The sequence below is a fragment of the Stenotrophomonas sp. 22692 genome (genome assembly GCF_052045015.1).
GTDB classification, from domain to species: Bacteria; Pseudomonadota; Gammaproteobacteria; order Xanthomonadales; family Xanthomonadaceae; genus Stenotrophomonas; species Stenotrophomonas geniculata.
Map to the genome: position 1 here is coordinate 1 of NZ_JBQEMR010000057.1, position 17,283 is coordinate 17,283.

16 protein-coding genes are annotated in these 17,283 nt (G+C 67.9%); 6 read left to right on the plus strand and 10 right to left on the minus strand.

Annotated elements, in window-relative coordinates; translation table 11 throughout:
• Positions 1 to 144 precede the first annotated feature (144 nt).
• The 5 genes from ACTJJM_RS20245 to ahpC all read right to left on the minus strand — a co-directional run bounded on the left by ACTJJM_RS20245 (position 145) and on the right by ahpC (position 5,109).
• The gene (locus tag ACTJJM_RS20245) at positions 145 to 1,101 is read right to left on the minus strand and encodes a transaldolase (RefSeq protein ID WP_125438309.1); all 957 of its coding nucleotides are present in this window, start codon (positions 1,099 to 1,101) and stop codon (positions 145 to 147) included.
• 50 nt (positions 1,102 to 1,151) lie between these two features.
• Entirely contained in the window at positions 1,152 to 1,556 is a 405-nt protein-coding gene (gene rnk / locus ACTJJM_RS20250; RefSeq protein ID WP_005408156.1) for a nucleoside diphosphate kinase regulator, read from the minus strand.
• A 123-nt stretch (positions 1,557 to 1,679) separates the two neighbouring features.
• Positions 1,680 to 2,642, minus strand: coding sequence for a LysR substrate-binding domain-containing protein (locus ACTJJM_RS20255; RefSeq protein WP_010481807.1), 963 nt, complete (start codon positions 2,640 to 2,642; stop codon positions 1,680 to 1,682).
• 85 nt (positions 2,643 to 2,727) lie between these two features.
• Positions 2,728 to 4,320 carry an alkyl hydroperoxide reductase subunit F gene (gene ahpF / locus ACTJJM_RS20260; protein ID WP_440865926.1) on the minus strand — a complete coding sequence of 531 codons (1,593 nt, stop codon included), beginning with the start codon at positions 4,318 to 4,320 and terminating at the stop codon, positions 2,728 to 2,730.
• A gap of 225 nt (positions 4,321 to 4,545) precedes the next feature.
• Positions 4,546 to 5,109 (minus strand): alkyl hydroperoxide reductase subunit C, encoded by a 564-nt coding sequence (gene ahpC, locus ACTJJM_RS20265; protein ID WP_005408159.1) that lies wholly within the window; start codon positions 5,107 to 5,109, stop codon positions 4,546 to 4,548.
• A 385-nt stretch (positions 5,110 to 5,494) separates the two neighbouring features.
• Here ahpC and prmC point away from each other — a divergent pair, with 385 nt between their 5' ends.
• Positions 5,495 to 6,352: a peptide chain release factor N(5)-glutamine methyltransferase gene (gene prmC, locus ACTJJM_RS20270; RefSeq protein WP_010481802.1), complete on the plus strand. Its 858-nt coding sequence runs from the start codon at positions 5,495 to 5,497 to the stop codon at positions 6,350 to 6,352.
• A gap of 48 nt (positions 6,353 to 6,400) precedes the next feature.
• Positions 6,401 to 7,342, plus strand: a complete 942-nt coding sequence (pip, locus tag ACTJJM_RS20275; RefSeq protein WP_014646006.1) for a prolyl aminopeptidase — start codon at positions 6,401 to 6,403, stop codon at positions 7,340 to 7,342.
• 71 nt (positions 7,343 to 7,413) lie between these two features.
• Here pip and ACTJJM_RS20280 read toward each other — a convergent pair whose 3' ends face one another.
• On the minus strand, positions 7,414 to 8,298 hold the full coding sequence (locus ACTJJM_RS20280) for a LysR family transcriptional regulator (protein ID WP_440865928.1): 885 nt from the start codon (positions 8,296 to 8,298) through the stop codon (positions 7,414 to 7,416).
• 106 nt (positions 8,299 to 8,404) lie between these two features.
• Between ACTJJM_RS20280 and ACTJJM_RS20285 the strand changes: the two genes are divergently transcribed.
• Positions 8,405 to 9,823, plus strand: a complete 1,419-nt coding sequence (locus ACTJJM_RS20285; protein ID WP_126560324.1) for an MFS transporter — start codon at positions 8,405 to 8,407, stop codon at positions 9,821 to 9,823.
• Positions 9,820 to 10,491: a DUF7716 domain-containing protein gene (locus ACTJJM_RS20290; RefSeq protein ID WP_241885809.1), complete on the plus strand. Its 672-nt coding sequence runs from the start codon at positions 9,820 to 9,822 to the stop codon at positions 10,489 to 10,491. Before ACTJJM_RS20285 ends, ACTJJM_RS20290 begins: the two co-directional genes overlap by 4 nt.
• 96 nt (positions 10,492 to 10,587) lie before the next feature.
• Here ACTJJM_RS20290 and ACTJJM_RS20295 read toward each other — a convergent pair whose 3' ends face one another.
• From ACTJJM_RS20295 to ACTJJM_RS20310, 4 genes are read right to left on the minus strand one after another with little or no spacing between them, the layout of a single operon-like run.
• Positions 10,588 to 11,385 (minus strand): N-formylglutamate amidohydrolase, encoded by a 798-nt coding sequence (locus tag ACTJJM_RS20295; protein WP_418081232.1) that lies wholly within the window; start codon positions 11,383 to 11,385, stop codon positions 10,588 to 10,590.
• The gene (locus ACTJJM_RS20300; RefSeq protein WP_440865927.1) at positions 11,378 to 11,932 is read right to left on the minus strand and encodes an NUDIX hydrolase; all 555 of its coding nucleotides are present in this window, start codon (positions 11,930 to 11,932) and stop codon (positions 11,378 to 11,380) included. The genes ACTJJM_RS20295 and ACTJJM_RS20300 overlap by 8 nt, the downstream gene beginning before the upstream one ends.
• A complete protein-coding gene (locus ACTJJM_RS20305) occupies positions 11,929 to 12,864 on the minus strand; it encodes a 5'-3' exonuclease (protein ID WP_019338109.1) in 936 nt (311 codons plus the stop codon). Before ACTJJM_RS20305 ends, ACTJJM_RS20300 begins: the two co-directional genes overlap by 4 nt.
• Positions 12,861 to 13,442, minus strand: coding sequence for a nitroreductase family protein (locus ACTJJM_RS20310; RefSeq protein WP_010481787.1), 582 nt, complete (start codon positions 13,440 to 13,442; stop codon positions 12,861 to 12,863). Before ACTJJM_RS20310 ends, ACTJJM_RS20305 begins: the two co-directional genes overlap by 4 nt.
• A gap of 331 nt (positions 13,443 to 13,773) precedes the next feature.
• On the opposite strand from ACTJJM_RS20310, the gene ACTJJM_RS20315 reads away from it, so the two are divergent.
• Together ACTJJM_RS20315 and ACTJJM_RS20320 are read left to right on the plus strand one after the other, a co-directional pair.
• A complete protein-coding gene (locus ACTJJM_RS20315; RefSeq protein WP_049453825.1) occupies positions 13,774 to 16,095 on the plus strand; it encodes a DUF1631 domain-containing protein in 2,322 nt (773 codons plus the stop codon).
• Between the two features lie 52 nt (positions 16,096 to 16,147).
• Positions 16,148 to 17,227: an NAD(P) transhydrogenase subunit alpha gene (locus ACTJJM_RS20320; protein ID WP_019338112.1), complete on the plus strand. Its 1,080-nt coding sequence runs from the start codon at positions 16,148 to 16,150 to the stop codon at positions 17,225 to 17,227.
• Positions 17,228 to 17,283 lie beyond the last annotated feature (56 nt).

Sequence of the window (17,283 nt, forward strand, 5' to 3'; positions counted from 1 at the left end):
GTGAGCCGCATGGATGCGGCGACCGAGCTTACAGGGACGTACTTGCAGCGTCCCCTGCACGGCCTACCCACCCTGCCAACCACATGACCCGCTCTTCGCGACCAAGCCCCCCGCCACGAGGGGCTCAGCCGTTGGCCGGAACCCTCACAGTGCCTCGCGGATCCGCTGACGCAGCGCTTCCAGATCCTTGGCAAACGCCTCGATACCCGTCGCCAGCTTCTCGGTCGCCATCGGATCGGCCGCCAGATCCGCCGCGAACTTCGCCGCATCGATCGGGGTCACCGCCACGCCGTCGGCGGCACCGGCCACCAGCTTGCGCGGCAGCTCGCCGTGGTCGGCGTCCAGCTTCTCCAGCAGGTCCGGCGAAATCGTCAGGCGGTCGCAGCCGGCCAGCGCTTCGATCTGCGCGGTCGAACGGAACGAGGCACCCATCACCACCGTCGACGAACCGCGACGCTTGAATTCGGCATACACGCCACGCACGAACTTCACGCCCGGGTCTTCGTCGATGCTGGCCGGGGTCTGGCCGTTGGCCACGTACCAATCGAGGATGCGGCCGACGAACGGCGAGATCAGGAACGCGCCGGCTTCGCTGCAGGCCAGCGCCTGGGTCGGGTTGAAGATCAGGGTCAGGTTGCAGTCGATACCCTCGGCCTGCAGGATGCGCGCGGCTTCCACGCCTTCCCAGGTCGCGGCGATCTTGATCAGGATCTTCTCGCGCGGCACGCCTGCATCAGCGTACATCTGGATGAACTGACGGGCCTTGGCCACGGTGGCGGCGGTGTCGTAAGCCTGGTCGGCATCCACTTCGGTGGACACGCGGCCCGGCACCAGCGTGCTCAGCAGCGCGCCGACGCCGATGGTCAGGCGGTCGGCCACGGCATGCACCACGGCTTCGCGATCGCCACTCTGCTGGCGGCCCCAGGCCAGTTCGCGTTCGATCAGCTCGGCGTAGACCGGCAGGTCCAGCGCCTTCTTCACCAGGGTCGGGTTGGTGGTGCAGTCCACCGGCTGCAGGCGCTTGATGGCGTCGTAGTCACCGGTATCGGCAACGACCACGGACAGTTCGCGCAGCTGGGACAGTTTGGACGGGGTACTCATTACGGCTCCTGGTGCAGGGGGATCGAATCGCGCGCGGTGCGCAGCGGTAATCAGGGGCGGTCGTTGTGGACCGCGGTCACGCGCAGGCGCAGCTTGCGGCCGCCGGGCGCATTCCAGTCGATGCTCTGGCCGATCGAAAGGCCGAGCAGGGCACTGCCGACCGGGGCCAGCACGGAAACCTTGCCTTCATCGACGTTGGCTTCGCGGGGGAAGACCAGGGTCAGGACGTGCTTCTCGCCCGAGACTTCATCTTCGCACTCCACGCGCGAATGCATCATGACGATGCCTTCGGGAATCTGGTCCGGTGCCAGCACGGTGGCACGGTTGAGTTCTTCAGCAAGCGCGAGCGCGGCAGGCGTCTGGCTCAGCGCAGGGGATTCGAGCATGGCGTCCAGGCGGTCCATGTCGAAGGTGGAAACGGTGATCGACGGCGGCAGGCCGCTGGCGGTACTCATGGTGAAGCTCCTTGGTTGAAAGCCATGCAAAAGGCGGCACCTGCTGGCGCCGCCTGTCTGTATTGTGGGGACAAATGCGGCCGGAATCGACTCCTGCCGATTCCAGGCCGGTACTGCGGGGGCTCAGCCGTTCAGCGCGGGGCCGGGCAGGGCGGCAGTGTCGCCGGCGGTGTTGACCGCCTCCAGGGTGAATAGCGCCTGCGGCAGGCGCTTGAACTGGTCGGCCAGCTCCATCAGGAAGTCGTTCATGGCCGAGCTGCGGCGCCAGATCATGGCGATGCGGCGGCTGGGACGGCCTTCGCCGGTGAAATCGAGCAGGCGGATGTTGTTCGAGCGCGGGACCGGCGGTTGCACGGACAGGCTCGGCAGCAAAGTGATGCCGACGTCGGCGGCAACCATCTGCCGCAGCGTCTCCAGGCTGGTGGCGCGGAACTCGGACTTCTCGTTGGCACCGAACAGGCGGCAGACTTCCAGTGCCTGGTCGCGCAGGCAATGCCCGTCTTCCAGCAGCAGCAGCTTCTGCGTGGCCAGTTCCTGCACGTCCAGGTGTTCGCGACGGGCCAGCGGGTGGCGCCCGGAAACAGCCAGCAGGAACGGCTCCTCGAACAGGAATTCGGCGTGCAGCTGGTCGTCGATCACCGGCAGGGCCAGCAGCGCAGCATCGAGTTTGCCTTCGCGCAGGCGGTCGAGCAGCACATCGCTCTTTTCCTCGACCAGCAGCAGTTCCAGCTCCGGGAAGCGATCGCGGATGCGCGGGATCACATGCGGCAGCAGGTACGGGCCCAGGGTCGGGAAGATCCCCAGGCGCACCGTACCGGCTTCCGGGTCGCGGCTGCGTCGCGCCGCTTCCTTCAGCTGTTCCACTTCGGACACGATCACCCGCGCCCGCGCGGCAGCCTCCTGGCCGGCCGGGGTCAGCATCACCTTGCGCGGTGCGCGTTCCACCAGCGGCAGGCCCAGCTCTTCTTCCAGCTTGCGGATCTGCGTGGACAGCGTGGGCTGGCTGACGAAGCAGGAGGCGGCAGCCCGGCCGAAATGCTTGTGGTCGGCCAGGGCTACCAGGTACTTCAGATCACGTAGGTTCATCCTTACACCCCAAGGGTAACGGACCGGCTGACGGCGTGGTTACCCGACAGGCAGACAATGTTCCCGGTGATCTGGGAACGGTGGATCAGGCAGCTTCAGCAACGGCACCGCTGCTGCTGCTCACCGACGAGCGGATCAGGTGGTCGAACGCGCTCAGTGCGGCGGTCGAACCGGCGCCCATGGCGATGATGATCTGCTTGTAGGGTACCGTCGTGCAATCGCCAGCAGCGAACACACCCGGCAGGTTGGTCTGGCCGCGGTCGTCGATGACGACCTCGCCAAGCGGCGACAGCGCCACGGTGTCCTTCAGCCACTCGGTGTTGGGCAGCAGGCCGATCTGCACGAAGATGCCTTCCAGCTCGACGCGGTGGGCGTCGCCGCCGACACGGTCCTTGTAGACCAGGCCGGTGACACGGCTGCCGTCGCCCAGCACCTCGGTGGTCTGCGCGCTGGTCAGCACGGTGACGTTGGCCAGGCTGCGCAGCTTCTTCTGCAGTACTTCATCGGCGCGCAGGCTGGAATCGAATTCCAGCAGGGTCACATGCGACACGATGCCGGCCAGGTCGATGGCCGCTTCCACGCCGGAGTTGCCGCCGCCGATCACCGCCACGCGCTTGCCCTTGAACAGCGGGCCATCGCAATGCGGGCAGTAGGCCACGCCCTTGTTGCGGTACTGGTCCTCGCCCGGCACGTTCATCTGCCGCCAGCGTGCGCCGGTGGACAGGATCACCGAACGCGACTTCAGCACCGCGCCGTTCTCCAGCTGCACCTGCACCAGGCCGTCTTCACCGGCCGGCACCAGCGCGCTGGCGCGCTGCAGGTTCATGATGTCCACCTCGTACTCGCGCACGTGCTGTTCCAGCGCCGTGGCCAGCTTCGGGCCTTCGGTCTCCTTCACCGAAATGAAGTTCTCGATCGCCATGGTGTCCAGCACCTGGCCACCGAAACGCTCGGCGGCGATGCCGGTGCGGATGCCCTTGCGTGCGGCGTAGATCGCTGCTGCCGCACCAGCCGGGCCACCGCCCACCACCAGCACGTCGAAGGCGTCCTTGGCGGCGATCTTCTCGGCATCGCGCTTGCTGGCGTTGGTGTCCAGCTTGGCCACGATCTGCTCAAGGGTCATGCGGCCCTGGTCGAACACTTCACCGTTGAGGTAAACGGTCGGCACCGACATGATCTCGCGCTTCTCGACTTCGTCCTGGAACAGGGCACCGTCGATGGCCACGTGCTGGATGCGCGGGTTGAGCACCGCCGCCAGGTTCAGCGCCTGCACCACGTCCGGGCAGTTCTGGCAGGACAGCGAGAAGTAGGTTTCGAACCGGTACTCGCCTTCCAGGTTCTGCACCTGCTCGATCAGCTCGGCGGTGGCCTTGGACGGGTGGCCGCCCACCTGCAGCAGGGCCAGCACCAGCGAGGTGAACTCGTGGCCCATCGGCAGGCCGGCGAAGGTCAGGTGGATATCCTGGCCCGGCGTGCCCAGGTCGAACGAGGGCACTCGGCCCTGGCCGTCACGCAGCACCTGCAGCGAGATCTTGTCCGACAGGCTTTCCAGGGTCTGCAGCAGTTCCAGCATTTCCTGCGACTTGGCGCCGTCGTCGGCGTGCGCGGTGATCTGGATCGGGCGGGTCACGCGCTCCAGATAGGTCTTCAGCTGCGACTGCAGGTTGGCGTCCAACATCGGGTCATCTCCTGGCTTCAGGCAAACAGGGGGCGTGGCACCGCCGTAGAAGGTAGCGGACCAGCAGGGGGTAGGGGTGAACCCAAGACAGCGACCGTGGAAGGGGCTGGCTGGCCAAGGCTGGCGCGCGTTGGCTGTCTTGGGTTCACCCCCACGCCGGCGGGGGGACCGGCACGGGGATGAAAGGCGCGCCGTGGCGTGGAGCCACGGCAGGCCGGTACTGCGTTAGATCTTGCCGACCAGGTCCAGCGACGGGGTCAGGGTCTTCTCGCCTTCCTTCCACTTGGCCGGGCAGACCTGGTTCGGGTTGGCGGCGGTGAACTGGGCAGCCTTCAGCTTGCGCAGGGTCTCGGAGACGTCACGGGCGATCTCGTTGGAGTGGATCTCCAGGGTCTTGATCACGCCTTCCGGGTTGATGATGAAGGTGCCGCGCAGGGCCAGGCCTTCTTCCGGAATGTGCACGCCGAAGGCATTGGTGAGCTGGTGGGTCGGGTCGCCGACCAGCGGGAACTGGGCCTTGCCGACGGCCGGCGAGGTTTCGTGCCACACCTTGTGCGAGAAGTGGGTATCGGTGGTGACGATGTAGACCTCGGCGCCGGCCTTCTTGAACTCGGCGTAATGGTCAGCCGCGTCCTCGATCTCGGTCGGGCAGTTGAAGGTGAAGGCGGCCGGCATGAAGATCAGGACGGACCACTGGCCCTTCAGGCTGGCGTCGGAAACCTTGATGAACTCGCCATTGTGGTAAGCGTTGGCTTCGAACGGCTGGATCTGGGTGTTGATCAGGGACATCGTTTTTCCTCTGGTGAAGGGGAGTGGGTGAATCGACAGGAGCTAGGTTACCGATTCGCTCGCGATAAGAACAATCCATTGATTGCATCTATTTGATAGATGGAGTCTATCAAATTGCCATGAGCCAGCACTGAACCATGCCGCTCCCATCCTGCAACTGCTTGTGTGACAAGGAAAATCGCCCGGGATGTGTGGAGAGGGCTGATAGCCCCTCCTTATGTCCTCTGGCGAAACCTGAACGGATTCCAGCTTTTTGTAGCGTCGAGCCATGCTCGACGGTGGATCTGTAAGCCGAGCCGATGCTCGGCTGTGGACCTGTAGAGCAGAGCCTACGCTCGGCTGTTCCAGAAGTAGCCGAGCATGGGCTCGGCTCTACAATTGAGGCATGTCTTCCCAAACCGAACCCACCCTGCGCCAGATCGTGGCCGAGGCCAGCGCCCGCCTGGGCGGCATCGACGCCCGCCACGAGGCCGAACTGCTGCTGCTGCACGTACTGGAGCGCCCGCGTAGCTGGCTGTTCGCCCATGCCACCGATCCGCTGGCCGCTGCCGAACAGGCCACCTTCGAAGCACTGCTGGCCCGCCGCGTGGCCGGTGAGCCGGTGGCCTACCTGACCGGCCGCCGCGGTTTCTGGACGCTGGACCTGGAGGTCGACCCGGCCACGCTGATTCCGCGCCCGGAAACCGAGCTGCTGGTGGAACTGGCGCTCGAGCGCCTGCCGGCCAATCGCGACCTGCAGGTGGCCGACCTCGGCACCGGCAGCGGTGCGATCGCCTTGGCGCTGGCCAGCGAGCGGCCGCAGGCGCAGGTGCTGGCCACCGATGCCAGCCCGGGCGCGCTGGCCGTGGCCAAGCGCAACGCCGCGCGCCATGAACTGCGCAACGTGCGCTTCGCCGAGGGCGGGCACGACTGGTATGCGCCGCTGCAGGGTGCGCGTTTCGACCTGATTGCCAGCAACCCACCGTACATCGCCAGCGACGACCCGCACCTGGAACAGGGTGACCTGCGCTTCGAACCGGCCACCGCGCTGGCCTCGGGTCCGGATGGCCTGGATGACATCCGCCGCATCGTCGACGGTGGCCAGGCCCACCTGCTGCCTGATGGTTGGCTGCTGATCGAGCACGGTTGGGACCAGGGCGAGGCGATCCGCGCGCTGTTCGACGCGGCGGGTTTTGTCGAGGTGCAGACCGTGCAGGACCTGGAGCAGCGCGACCGCATCACCCTGGGCCGGCGTCCGGCCTAGAATGGAGGTTCTCCTGCCCCGGCAGGGCATCACCCTGGAGCTGCACGCATGCGTACGCTGTACCCCGCCATCACCCCCTACGACGTCGGCACCCTGAAGGTCGACGATCGCCACACCCTGTACTTCGAACAGTGCGGCAACCCGGACGGCAAGCCGGTGGTGATGCTGCACGGTGGCCCGGGCGGCGGCTGCAGCGACAAGATGCGCCAGTTCCACGACCCGTCCAAGTACCGCATCATCCTGTTCGACCAGCGCGGTGCCGGCCGTTCCACCCCGCACGCGGATCTGGTGGACAACACCACCTGGGACCTCGTTGCCGATATCGAGAAGCTGCGCGAACACCTCAAGGTCGATCGCTGGCAGGTGTTCGGTGGCAGCTGGGGCTCGACCCTGGCCCTGGCCTACGCCGAAACCCACCCGCAGCGTGTGACCGAACTGGTCCTGCGCGGCATCTTCATGCTGCGTCGCTGGGAGCTGGAATGGTTCTACCAGGAAGGCGCCAACCGCCTGTTCCCGGATGCGTGGGAGCACTACCTGAAGCCGATTCCGTCGGTGGAGCGTCATGACCTGATCTCGGCCTTCCACCGCCGCCTGACCAGCGACGATGAAACCACCCGCCTGGAAGCGGCCAAGGCGTGGGCGGTGTGGGAAGGCGCGACCAGCTTCCTGCACGTCGATGACGACTTCATCAACAGCCATGAAGACCCGCACTTCGCGCTGGCGTTCGCCCGCATCGAGAACCACTACTTCGTCAACGGCGGCTTCTTCGAAGTGGAAGACCAGCTGCTGCGCGACGCGCACCGCATCGCCGATATTCCGGGCGTGATCGTGCACGGCCGCTACGACGTGGTCTGCCCGCTGGCCAACGCCTGGGACCTGACCAAGGTGTGGCCGAAGGCGAAGCTGGAAATCACCCCGGCCTCGGGCCACTCGGCGTTCGAGGCCGAGAACGTGGATGCGCTGGTACGCGCCACCGACAGCTTTGCCTGATCGGTAGTGCCGGCCGCTGGCCGGCAACCGGGAAAGGGTTGGATCGCGCAGACGCCGGCCAGCGGCCGGCGCTACCAGACCCCGGCCAGCAACGCGTCGGCCAGCACCTGAAGCTTCGGCGAATGCTGGCGCGACGGCGGGTAGATCAACGACAGTTCGCGGCTGCGGCCCTCGAAGGGCTGCAGCACGCGCTGCAGGCGGCCGTCGGCCAACGCATCGGCCACCGCGAAATCCATCACCTGCACGATGCCGATACCGGCGATGGCCGCTTCCACCAGCGGATCGCCGCTGTCGAACACCATCCGCGTCGGTGGTGTGACCTCACGCAGTTGCCCGTCCTGCAGAAACTGCCAGTCCACCAGCCGGCCACTGCGCAGGTTGCGCACCGCCAGGCAGGCGTGATCCTGCAGCGAGGCTACATCGCCCGGTGTGCCACAGCGGGCCAGATAGGCGGGGCTGGCCACTGTCACCCAGCGCAGCGGCCGCAAGGGCCGCGCGACGATGCGCTGGTCGGCGATGACGCCGGTGCGCAGCGCGGCATCGAAACCTTCTTCAACCAGATCGACCAGGCGGTCGCTGAGCACGGCTTCCACCTGCAGCTGCGGATGCTGTTGCAGCAACGGCGCCAGCATCGGCACCAGCACCTTGCGCCCGAACATCGACGGCGCACTGATCTTCAACGTGCCCGAGGGCGTGCACGGGCGGTCGGCCAGTTGCCGCTCGGCATCGTCCAGGCCGGCCAGCAGGGGGGCCACCTGTTCCACGAACTGGCGGCCATCCGGGGTCAGCGCCACGTTGCGGGTATTCCGCTGCAGCAGCTTCACCCCCAGCGTGGCCTCCAGCCGGCCGATCGCGCGGGACAGGCCGGACTGGCTCAGGCCGAGCTGGCCGGCGGCCACCGTGAAGCTGCGTGCTTCGGCGACCTGCACCAGCATGCGCACCGCATTGAGGTCCATCGAGGCTGCATTCATGCTGAAAATCATGACAGATATGGGCGGCAGGGGGTTTATTGAGTTGTCCGCATCAATGAGACTGCGCTCCCCCCACCGCTCCAACCCGCCGATGCCTCCCCTCAAATACCCGCGCTGGGCGCTGACCCTGCTGGCCACCGCGCAGCTGATCATCGCCCTGGACGCCACCATCATCTTCGTCGCCCTGCACGACATGGGCCGCGCGCTGCAGATCAATGCGCAGCAGCTGCAATGGGTGGTCAGTGCCTACACCGTCGCCTTCGGCGGCAGCCTGCTGCTGGGGGGCCGTGCCGCCGACCTGGTCGGCCGCCGCCGTTTCTACCGGCTGGGCATGCTGCTGTTCGCACTGGCCTCGCTGCTTGGTGCGCTGGCGCCGAATGCGACACTGCTGATCATCGCGCGTGCCGCACAGGGCGTCGGTGCGGCGCTGCTGTTCCCGGCTACGCTGGCATTGATCAACACGCTGTACGCCGAAGGTCCGGTGCGCAACCGCGCGCTGGCGATCTGGAGCATGGCCAGCGCTGTCGGCCTGGCGCTGGGCACGCTTCTGGGTGGCGTATTGACCCAGGCATTCGGCTGGCCGGCGGTGCTGGCGGTGATCGTGCCGTTGGCCACCGCCTGCGCCGTCGCCGCCGGTGCGTGGCTGCCGGCCGATGGTCCCCGAGTGCAGGGGCGCTCGTTCGACCTGGCCGGCTGCCTCACCGTCACCGCCGGCGGCAGCCTGCTGGTTACCACCCTGGTGCAAGGGCCGGAGTGGGGCTGGACGGCGCCGGCCACGCTCATCTGCCTGCTGCTTTCAGCGGTACTGCTGACCGTGTTCGTGCGGATCGAGAAGCGCAGCCGTGATCCGCTGATGCAGTTTTCGCTGCTGCGCCTGCCCGGCCTGCGCGCGGCACTGGGCCTGACCTTTGCCTTCATGAGCAGCTACGGCGTGCAGTACTACTTCCTGGCGCTGTACTTCCAGGATGGCTATGGCTGGAGCCCGCTGCAGGCTGGCATGGCGTTCCTGCTGCCGACGCTGGTGTGCACCTTCGGCATCCGTATTGCCGAACGCATGCTGCGGCGCCGTTCGCCACGGCAGGTGCTGGCCCGGGGCTTCGCCGCCGGTGCCATCGGCATCGCCGCGGTGGCGCTGGCAATGCCGCATGGCGCCGGCTACTGGCCGCTGCTGCCGGGCATCGTGGTGCTCAGCATCGGCCAGGGCATGAGCTGGACGGCGATGTGGATCGTGGCCGGGCAGGGTGTGCCGGGACCGCAGCAAGGTGTCGCGTCCGGCATGGCGGCCACCGCCCAGCAGATCGGCGGCGCCTTGGGATTGGCGGTACTGGTGATGATCGCCAACGCCGCGCGCGGCACGCAGGCAGCAACCAGTCCCGATGCCCTGCAGGGCATGGTCAATGCACAGTACGGCGCCGCGCTGTTCGCCGCGCTCGGCGTGGTGATCGCGCTGGGCCTGCGCCCGGCGCCGGTAGACTCGGCAGCGACCGCCTGCCTGAGCACCGACGCATGATCGAACTGCTGGACCTGCGACAGACCCTGCATGCCTTCGCCGCCTGCAACGATGATGATGAGGTGTGGAACGCCTTCGGCTGGGTGATGGCCAGCGACGAGGACCTGCTGGCGGCACGGCTGTGGTTGCCGTCATCCAGTGATGAAGCGCTGGATGACGATGGCGAGCGATCGGCCGCTTCGGCAGCGATGGGGCTGTTCCCGTATCTGGAACCGGCGACGTTTGCCGACGTGCTGGATGTGCAGAAGCGGCAACGCCCGCTGTCGTCGCTGCAGGACTACGCACAGGCGCTGGCGTACTACGCCGAGTACGACGCGTTCCAGCAGGTCGAGGGTATCGACGAGGCCCTGGGCGAAGCGGAAGCTGCGGAACAGGTGGCTGCGCGCGCGGCGGGTGTGGGCACAGGCATCTTCGCGTCCTTCGATCTGACGCTGAGAGCGTGCCCGCAGGGGCAGATCAAAGCCGCAGCCCAGTGCGTGGCGCGCCTGCTGGAGATTCCGGTGGGCGAGGCGTTGGCGTGCTGCCGCGCGTTGCCGCTGGTGCTGGGTAAAGCGCTGGATCGTCGCCGCGCGCAGGCGTTCAAGGATGATTTCGAAGCGATCGGTGCGACCGTGCAGGTGCACGCGTTCAAGCCGTTCCCGTGGATGGACGCGCCTACGCTGCGGTAGCGCCGGGCCATGCCCGGCGGCATTCCGTTGCGCCGCCGCGATGCGGCTCGCCGGGCGTGGCCCGGCGCTACCGAGCTTCGGTCGGGTGGATGACGTTCAACCAAACGCCAGCAACTGCGGCTGCAATGCGCTGAAGATCCGCGCCAGCCGCTCCGCCCACGCCTGCTGCCCGGCCACGTCGGCAATCAGGTCCTGGCGGATCTCCAGCTCCACGTGCACCAGGCCACGGCCTTCGCCATGCACCGGCACCGCATAGTCACTGGTACTGCTGACCGAATACGGCTCATTGTCACCCACCACCAGGTCGCCCTCGTCGCGCAGTGCCTGCAGCAGCGCATGGGCAAAACGCGTGTCCTGGTGGTACAGCACGCCGGCATGCCACGGCCGCTGCATGCCGTTCATCGCTGGAGTGAAGCTGTGCATCATCACCAGCAGCGTGGGGCGGCCTGCATCACGGCGTGCATCAAGCTCGGCGTCGATGCGCGCGTGGTAGGGCGCGTGGATCGCTTCGATGCGTTGTTGCCGCTGCGCTGCCGACAGCCCGGCATTGCCTGGCACCACCGTGTGGTCGCTCACTTCCGGAATCAGCGTTGGCGACGCCAGCGGGCGGTTGCAGTCGATCAGCAGCCGCGAATAGGTCTGTTCGATCGCCCAGGCATCCAGCCGTTCGGACAGTGCGCGGGTGGTGCCGGCAATGCCGATGTCCCAGCCGATATGGCGGTCCAGTTCGGCCTGCGGCAAGCCCAGGCCTGCGAGGACGCGCGGCACCCGCTGGCCGGCGTGGTCGGCCAGCAGCAGGAACGGGGAGGCGCCCTGCGGCCGGTGGATCGTGTGGATCGCCGGGTCGTCTGCGCCGAGCAGGGCCGGCAGTGCGTGCAGGTCGGCGTCAGCCACGCGGGCGTCCGTCCAGATGGTGCTCGATCATCCACAGCCCGGCCCAGAGCTTGGCATCCAGCTCGTAGCCTTCGCCCATTTTCTCTACCAGCCAGGCAGCCGCTCGAGCACGCGGAATCTCGTGCACGGTGATGTCTTCGCTGTCGTCACCACCGCCCTCGCCGACACGGCGCAGGCCGGTGGCGCGCACGAAGGCGATCTTCTCGCTGCTGGCGCCAGAGGACGTCGGGCCGATCATCAGCACTTCGGCGTGGTCGGCGGTCCAGCCGGTTTCTTCCTCCAGCTCGCGCACCGCCGAGACTTCGATCGACTCGCCCGCGTGGATGTCGCCGACCAGGCCGGCCGGCATCTCGATGGTGGGGGCCTGCAGCGGCACGCGGAACTGCTCGACGAACAGCACGTTGTCCTCGGGGGTGACGGCGATGATGATCGCTGCCAGGCCGCCGGCATGGGTGCGTTCGCTGTACTCCCAGGTGCCGCGCACCAGCATGCGCTGGTACTTGCCTTCATAGACGACACGCGGGGCTTCGGTGTTGCGCTGGCTCATGCGGGCTCGCTGTGGGTGGGAAGAATGTCGGGTACGCCGGCGGCATCGAACAGCCGACGGCGGGTCATCGGGCCGAAGCGCAGGGCCTGGCACAGGCCACCGAGCAGCTCCGGGTCGGCCGCCTGGCGCAGCAGGCCGGGCTGGCTGCCTTCCAGAGGTGCGTCCAGCGCGATGGTGGTCAGCTGGCGCCAGAGCAGGGCGTGCTCGCGCTGTTCGCGCAGGCGCACGGCCATCTGCGCGGCACCGCGCAGGCGCAGGAACGGCACTTCGTCCAGGCGTTCGTACAGCGCATCCATGCTGCCGAAATGGGCCAGCAGCACGGCGGCGGACTTGCTGCCGACACCACTGACGCCGGGAATGTTGTCCACCGCATCGCCGCACAGTGCCAGGTAGTCGGCAATCTGGTGGGCGTGCACGCCGTGCCGCGCCTTCACTCCGGCCACGTCCCAGCGCTGGTTGCGGGCGTAGTCCCACTGCTCGTCGTGATCCAGCAGCAGCTGCGAGAGGTCCTTGTCGGCGGAAATGATCACCCCGCGGTGGCTGCCACGGTGGACGTGCAGCGCGCTGCCGATCAGGTCATCGGCCTCGTATTCGTGGTGGGCCAGCACTGCAAGGCCCAACGCCGCGCACAGCGCCTTGCAGTGCACGAACTGGCGCTTGAGCGCCTCCGGCGCCGGGTCGCGGTTGGCCTTGTAGGCCGGATACAGGCGGTGGCGGAAGCCACTGTCCAGTGCTTCGTCGAAGGCGATGGCGATGTGCCGCGGGCGCTCGCGCTCGAGCAGGTCCAGCAGGAAGCGGGCGAAGCCGTGCACCGCGTTGGTCGGCCAGCCCTGCGCGTCCTGGAACTGGTCCGGCAGCGAGTGCCAGGCGCGGAACACGTAGATGCTGGCGTCGACCAGGTACAGCGAGGGCGGCGCTGCCGGCAGGCTCATGCTGGCGGCGTCCAGTCACGCAGCAGGGCCGCCGGATCGGGGCGCTCGCGTTCGGGGACGGCGGCCTTCGGCGTGCCGATATGGATGAAACCGGCGATGCCTTCGCCCTCGGACAGCCCCAGATAGGCCTGCACGGCCGGGTCGAAGGCCATCCATGCGGTCAGCCACTGCGCACCGAAGCCCAGCGCCTGCGCGGCCTGCAGCAGGGCGAAGCAGACGCAGCCGGCGGTCATCAGCTGTTCCTGTTCGGGCACTTTCGGGTCCGGACGCGGACTGGCCACCACCACGATCACCAGCGGCGCATGGCTGAAACGCTGGCGGTCCTTTTCGAATACCGCCTCACCGGCATGCGGGTCGCGCTGGCGGCTGCGCTCGGCCAGGAAGTCGCCCAGAGTGTGACGTGCATCGCCGGCGATCTTCAGGAAGCGGAACGGTACGCGCTTGCCGTGGTCGGGCACGCGCACGGCCGAGGCCAGCATGCGCTGCAGGGTGGCCGGATCCGGTCCGGGCTCGCCCAGTTGCCGCGAGGGCACCGAGCGGCGGGCATCCAGGGCAAGCAGGGCAGCGGGGTCGGGCATGGAATCTGAACCGGTCATCACGGGTGTTTGATTATAGTCGGGGTGGTCAATGACGCCGTCTGTGTCGCGTCTCGCCCCTGAATATCAAACTGTGATGAACATCATGCCACTGGCGGGAATGGGACGACCGCTTCCTCTCGCCTCGTGGGCCTCGCACGGCTTACGATATCTATCTTGCCGGGCCGCCGGTCATGAGGTTTGAAGTGAGGACTGTTTCACTGTCCGTGACGGGCTGGCCGGCCTACCATCGACGTACCGGTACATGGGGTGTGCCGGTCGTCGCGATGTCCATGCTGTCTGTCGTATCAGAGAAGGTGGGGAGCCTTCCCGAATGATGAGCGCGCCCACACCGATGGGATCGCCGGGCCGTGACCCGGTCCAGCTTCAGCGTGCCCGGGACATGGTCCTGCCGGCGCTGTGCCAGGCTTTCGGGGCCGCACTGGCGCGTTTCGACGATGCACTGTTCGACCGGGCCGGCAATGCAGGCTCGTCGCAGCTGCTGTTCCTGGATGCGATGCGCGAGCTGCGCCGCCGCCGTGAGGACATCGCCGCCGCCTTTGCCGGCCACCTGCAGCGGGCCTGGGATGCACTGGCCAGTGGCGAGCCGCTGTCGGCCGAAGCCACCCTGTCCGGACCGGCCGAGGATGGCCTGAGCCTGCTGGCTGAACATGTACTGGAGTCGAGGCTGGCGGTGCGCAATTTCGCCACCGTGCTGCTGCGCGACTTCAAGCCGGTGCTGGCGCGGCTGGACCGGCGCCTGGGCCGCTTGATCGGCGGCGCCGAGCTGGATGCCGACCACAATCCGGTCAGCCCCGAGCACCTGGGTGTGGCCATCCATGAGGCCTTTGCCGGCTGCGAGCTGGCGCCGGAAGTGCACCTGGTGCTGATCAAGCTGTGCGAACGCGACCTGCGCGCGCCGGTGGGCCGCATCTACGAGAAGCTGGACGAGCAGCTGGCCGCCGCTGGCGTGATGTCGCAGATGGGGGCGCCGCGGCGTCCGCTGTCGGCCGCGCCCGACCCGCGCATGGCGCCGGGGGCGGACGATCTGGTCGAGCCGCGCCACGCGGCGGGCTTCGAATCCGAATTCAGCGATGATGAACAGGCCGCGCCGGCCTGGGCGCAGCGGTTCGCCGCGCGCTGGTCCGAGCGCCGTGGCCACATGCAGCAGCACCTCGGGGGCGAGGATGCCGGCAGCGGCGAGGCGTATGCCGGCCAGCAGGGGATGTTGCTGGAGGCCCTGCATGAGCTGCTGCAGCAGACCCGCCATGTTCGCGAGGACGCCACCTCGGCCGCGCAGGTCGCGGTTGGCCAGCACCGCCCGTTGAGCCAGCGCGAGATGATGTCGGTGCTGTCGCTGCTGCAGGCCACGCCCAGTGCGACGCTGCGTGCGGCCATCGGCGAGGACGGCGAATCGTTGGCGCAGCGATTGAAGAGTGAAGTGCTGTCCAGCGCCACCCGGCTTGGCGTCGATCCCGGCCAGACCCGGCTGGACCCGCAGGACGAGGACGCGATTGATCTGGTCGGCATGCTGTTCGACGTGATGCTGGACGAACGCGAGCTGGAAGGCCGCTCACGCGAGTTGATCGGCCGCCTGGTGGTGCCCTTCGTCAAGGTGGCGATGCTCGACCGCCGCATGTTCGTGCAGAAGACCCACCCGGCACGCAAGCTGCTCAACTCGCTGGCCGAAGCCTGCGAAGGCAATACCGGCGAAAGCCAGGCCGAGCGCATGCTGATGGCCAAGGTCGAGGAGATCATCGAACGGCTGGTGGCCGAGTTCAACGAGAACCTGGCGATCTTCCTGACCCTGGAAGAAGAATTCCGCGAGTTCCTCGTGCAGCATCGCCGCCGCGTGGAAATCGCCGAGCGTCGCGCCGCCGAAACGCAGCGCGGGCAGGAAAAGCTGGAAATGGCCCGCAGCCGTGCCGGTGCCGAACTGGACCGCCGCATCGGCGATGCCACCCTGCCGCCGGCCATCGCCGAGTTCCTGCGCCAGCCGTGGCAGCACCACCTGACCCTGGCGCTGCTGCGCGAGGGCGAGGAGGGCGCGTCGGTGGCCGAGGCACTGAGCCTGGCTGACGGCCTGCTGGAGGAAGTGGCCGAGGCCCGCCGCCAGATCGTCGGCAAGCCGTGGCTGCAGGCCTGGCAGCCGGTGCTGGCCAAGGTATTTGCCAGTGTCGGCGTGCACGGCGATGCCGCCACCGGTGCCATCGACGCCTTGCATGACACCCTGCAGGGCATTGCTGAATCGCGCCCGGAACTGCAGCGCGCGCTGCCGGAACTGCCGCAGGTTGCCTTGCCGGCGCCGCCGGTGGCTGAATCGCCCGCGGTCGAGCTGGGCGGGCAGATCGACGCCGACGACTTCGACAACGCCGACGCCGACCGCTTCCGCCGCATGGAAATCGGCAACTGGCTGGACTTCGTCGACAAGGACGGCAAGGTGCAGGCCGGCAAGCTGTCCTGGGTCAGCCCGATCTCCTCGCGCCTGCTGTTCGTCAACCGCCGCGGCGTGCGCTTCTGCGTGGCCTCGCCGGAGGAACTGGCGGTGATGGTGCGGCTGGGCCGGCTGCGCGCCCACGTCGACGATGGCGCCTTCGACAGCGCGATGCAGGGTGTGATCGATCGGCTGGACCCGGGCAGCGCCACCCTGCACTGAGCGGTGGCTGCCTGCTAGGATCGGGAAAACTCACCGATCAGCGGGGACCTGCATGGCCGTGGCGTTGCTGGGGATCAAGGAGACCGCGCCGGGCGAACGGCGCGTGGCGTTGACGCCGGAAACCGCGCGCAAGCTCGGTGCCCTCGGCATTACCGTCTGGTACGAGGCTGGCGCCGGCTTGGCCGCAGGCTTCACCGATGCGGCCTATGACGATGCCGGCGCACGTGTGTTCGACGCGGGCCGTTGGGGCGAGATCGACATCCTGCTGTGCGTGCAGGCGCCGCCGGCGTTGGTCCTGGAGCAGCTCAAGCCCGCTGCCAGCGTGGTTGGCCTGCTGGCCCCGGCCAGTGATCCGGCGCTTGCGGCATTGGCCGCTGGCGACCGCCTGCAGCTGTTCCCGCTGCAGCAGCTGCCGCGCACCACCCGTGCGCAGGCGATGGACGTGCTCAGTTCGCAGGCCGGCATGGCCGGCTACAAGGCGGCGCTGATCGCGGCCGAACGCGCGCCCCGTTTCTTCCCGATGCTGACCACTGCTGCCGGCACCGTGCGACCGGCCAAGGTGCTGGTGATCGGTGCGGGCGTGGCGGGCCTGCAGGCCATTGCCACTGCCCGGCGTCTTGGTGCGCAGGTGGAAGGCTTCGACGTGCGCCCGGAAACCCGCGAGCAGATCCAGTCGCTGGGCGCGCGCTTTCTCGACCTCGGGGTGAGCGCGGCGGGCGAGGGCGGTTACGCGCGCGCGTTGACCGATGAAGAGCGTGCCGAGCAGCAGCGCCGCCTGGCCGACCACCTGCGTGGTGTGGATGTGGTGATCTGCACCGCTGCGGTTCCGGGGCGACCGGCGCCGACGATCGTGACTGCCGCAATGGTGGAAGGCATGGCCACCGGCAGCGTGATCGTGGATCTGGCGGCGGAGAGCGGCGGCAACTGCGCACTGACCCAGCCGGGGCAGTGCATCGAGCATCAGGGCGTGACCATCGATGGCCCGCTGGGCCTGGCCAGCCGCGGTGCAACGCAGGCCAGCGAGATGTATGCGCGCAACCTGCTCAACTTCGTCGCGCTGTTCGTGCGCGAAGGCCAGCTCGGTTTCGACTGGGACGACGAGCTGCTGGCGAAGACGCGCTGGCAGGCGTGAGTCGGTAGCGGGGGGGGGGGGGGGGGGGGGGGGGGGGGGGGGGGGGGGGGGGGGGG

Bases quoted from the DNA above. Each gene is read 5' to 3' on its own strand.
- prmC (WP_010481802.1), top strand. From the start codon at position 5,495: ATGTCTTCCCAAACCGAACCCACCCTGCGCCAGATCGTGGCCGAGGCC.
- ACTJJM_RS20320 (WP_019338112.1), top strand. From the start codon at position 16,148: ATGGCCGTGGCGTTGCTGGGGATCAAGGAGACCGCGCCGGGCGAACGG.
- ACTJJM_RS20290 (WP_241885809.1), top strand. From the start codon at position 9,820: ATGATCGAACTGCTGGACCTGCGACAGACCCTGCATGCCTTCGCCGCC.
- ACTJJM_RS20285 (WP_126560324.1), top strand. From the start codon at position 8,405: ATGCCTCCCCTCAAATACCCGCGCTGGGCGCTGACCCTGCTGGCCACC.
- ACTJJM_RS20280 (WP_440865928.1), bottom strand. From the start codon at position 8,298: ATGGACCTCAATGCGGTGCGCATGCTGGTGCAGGTCGCCGAAGCACGC.
- ACTJJM_RS20255 (WP_010481807.1), bottom strand. From the start codon at position 2,642: ATGAACCTACGTGATCTGAAGTACCTGGTAGCCCTGGCCGACCACAAG.
- rnk (WP_005408156.1), bottom strand. From the start codon at position 1,556: ATGAGTACCGCCAGCGGCCTGCCGCCGTCGATCACCGTTTCCACCTTC.
- ACTJJM_RS20245 (WP_125438309.1), bottom strand. From the start codon at position 1,101: ATGAGTACCCCGTCCAAACTGTCCCAGCTGCGCGAACTGTCCGTGGTC.
- ahpC (WP_005408159.1), bottom strand. From the start codon at position 5,109: ATGTCCCTGATCAACACCCAGATCCAGCCGTTCGAAGCCAACGCTTAC.
- ACTJJM_RS20300 (WP_440865927.1), bottom strand. From the start codon at position 11,932: ATGAGCCAGCGCAACACCGAAGCCCCGCGTGTCGTCTATGAAGGCAAG.
- ACTJJM_RS20305 (WP_019338109.1), bottom strand. From the start codon at position 12,864: ATGAGCCTGCCGGCAGCGCCGCCCTCGCTGTACCTGGTCGACGCCAGC.
- ACTJJM_RS20310 (WP_010481787.1), bottom strand. From the start codon at position 13,442: ATGCCCGACCCCGCTGCCCTGCTTGCCCTGGATGCCCGCCGCTCGGTG.
- ahpF (WP_440865926.1), bottom strand. From the start codon at position 4,320: ATGTTGGACGCCAACCTGCAGTCGCAGCTGAAGACCTATCTGGAGCGC.
- ACTJJM_RS20315 (WP_049453825.1), top strand. From the start codon at position 13,774: ATGATGAGCGCGCCCACACCGATGGGATCGCCGGGCCGTGACCCGGTC.
- pip (WP_014646006.1), top strand. From the start codon at position 6,401: ATGCGTACGCTGTACCCCGCCATCACCCCCTACGACGTCGGCACCCTG.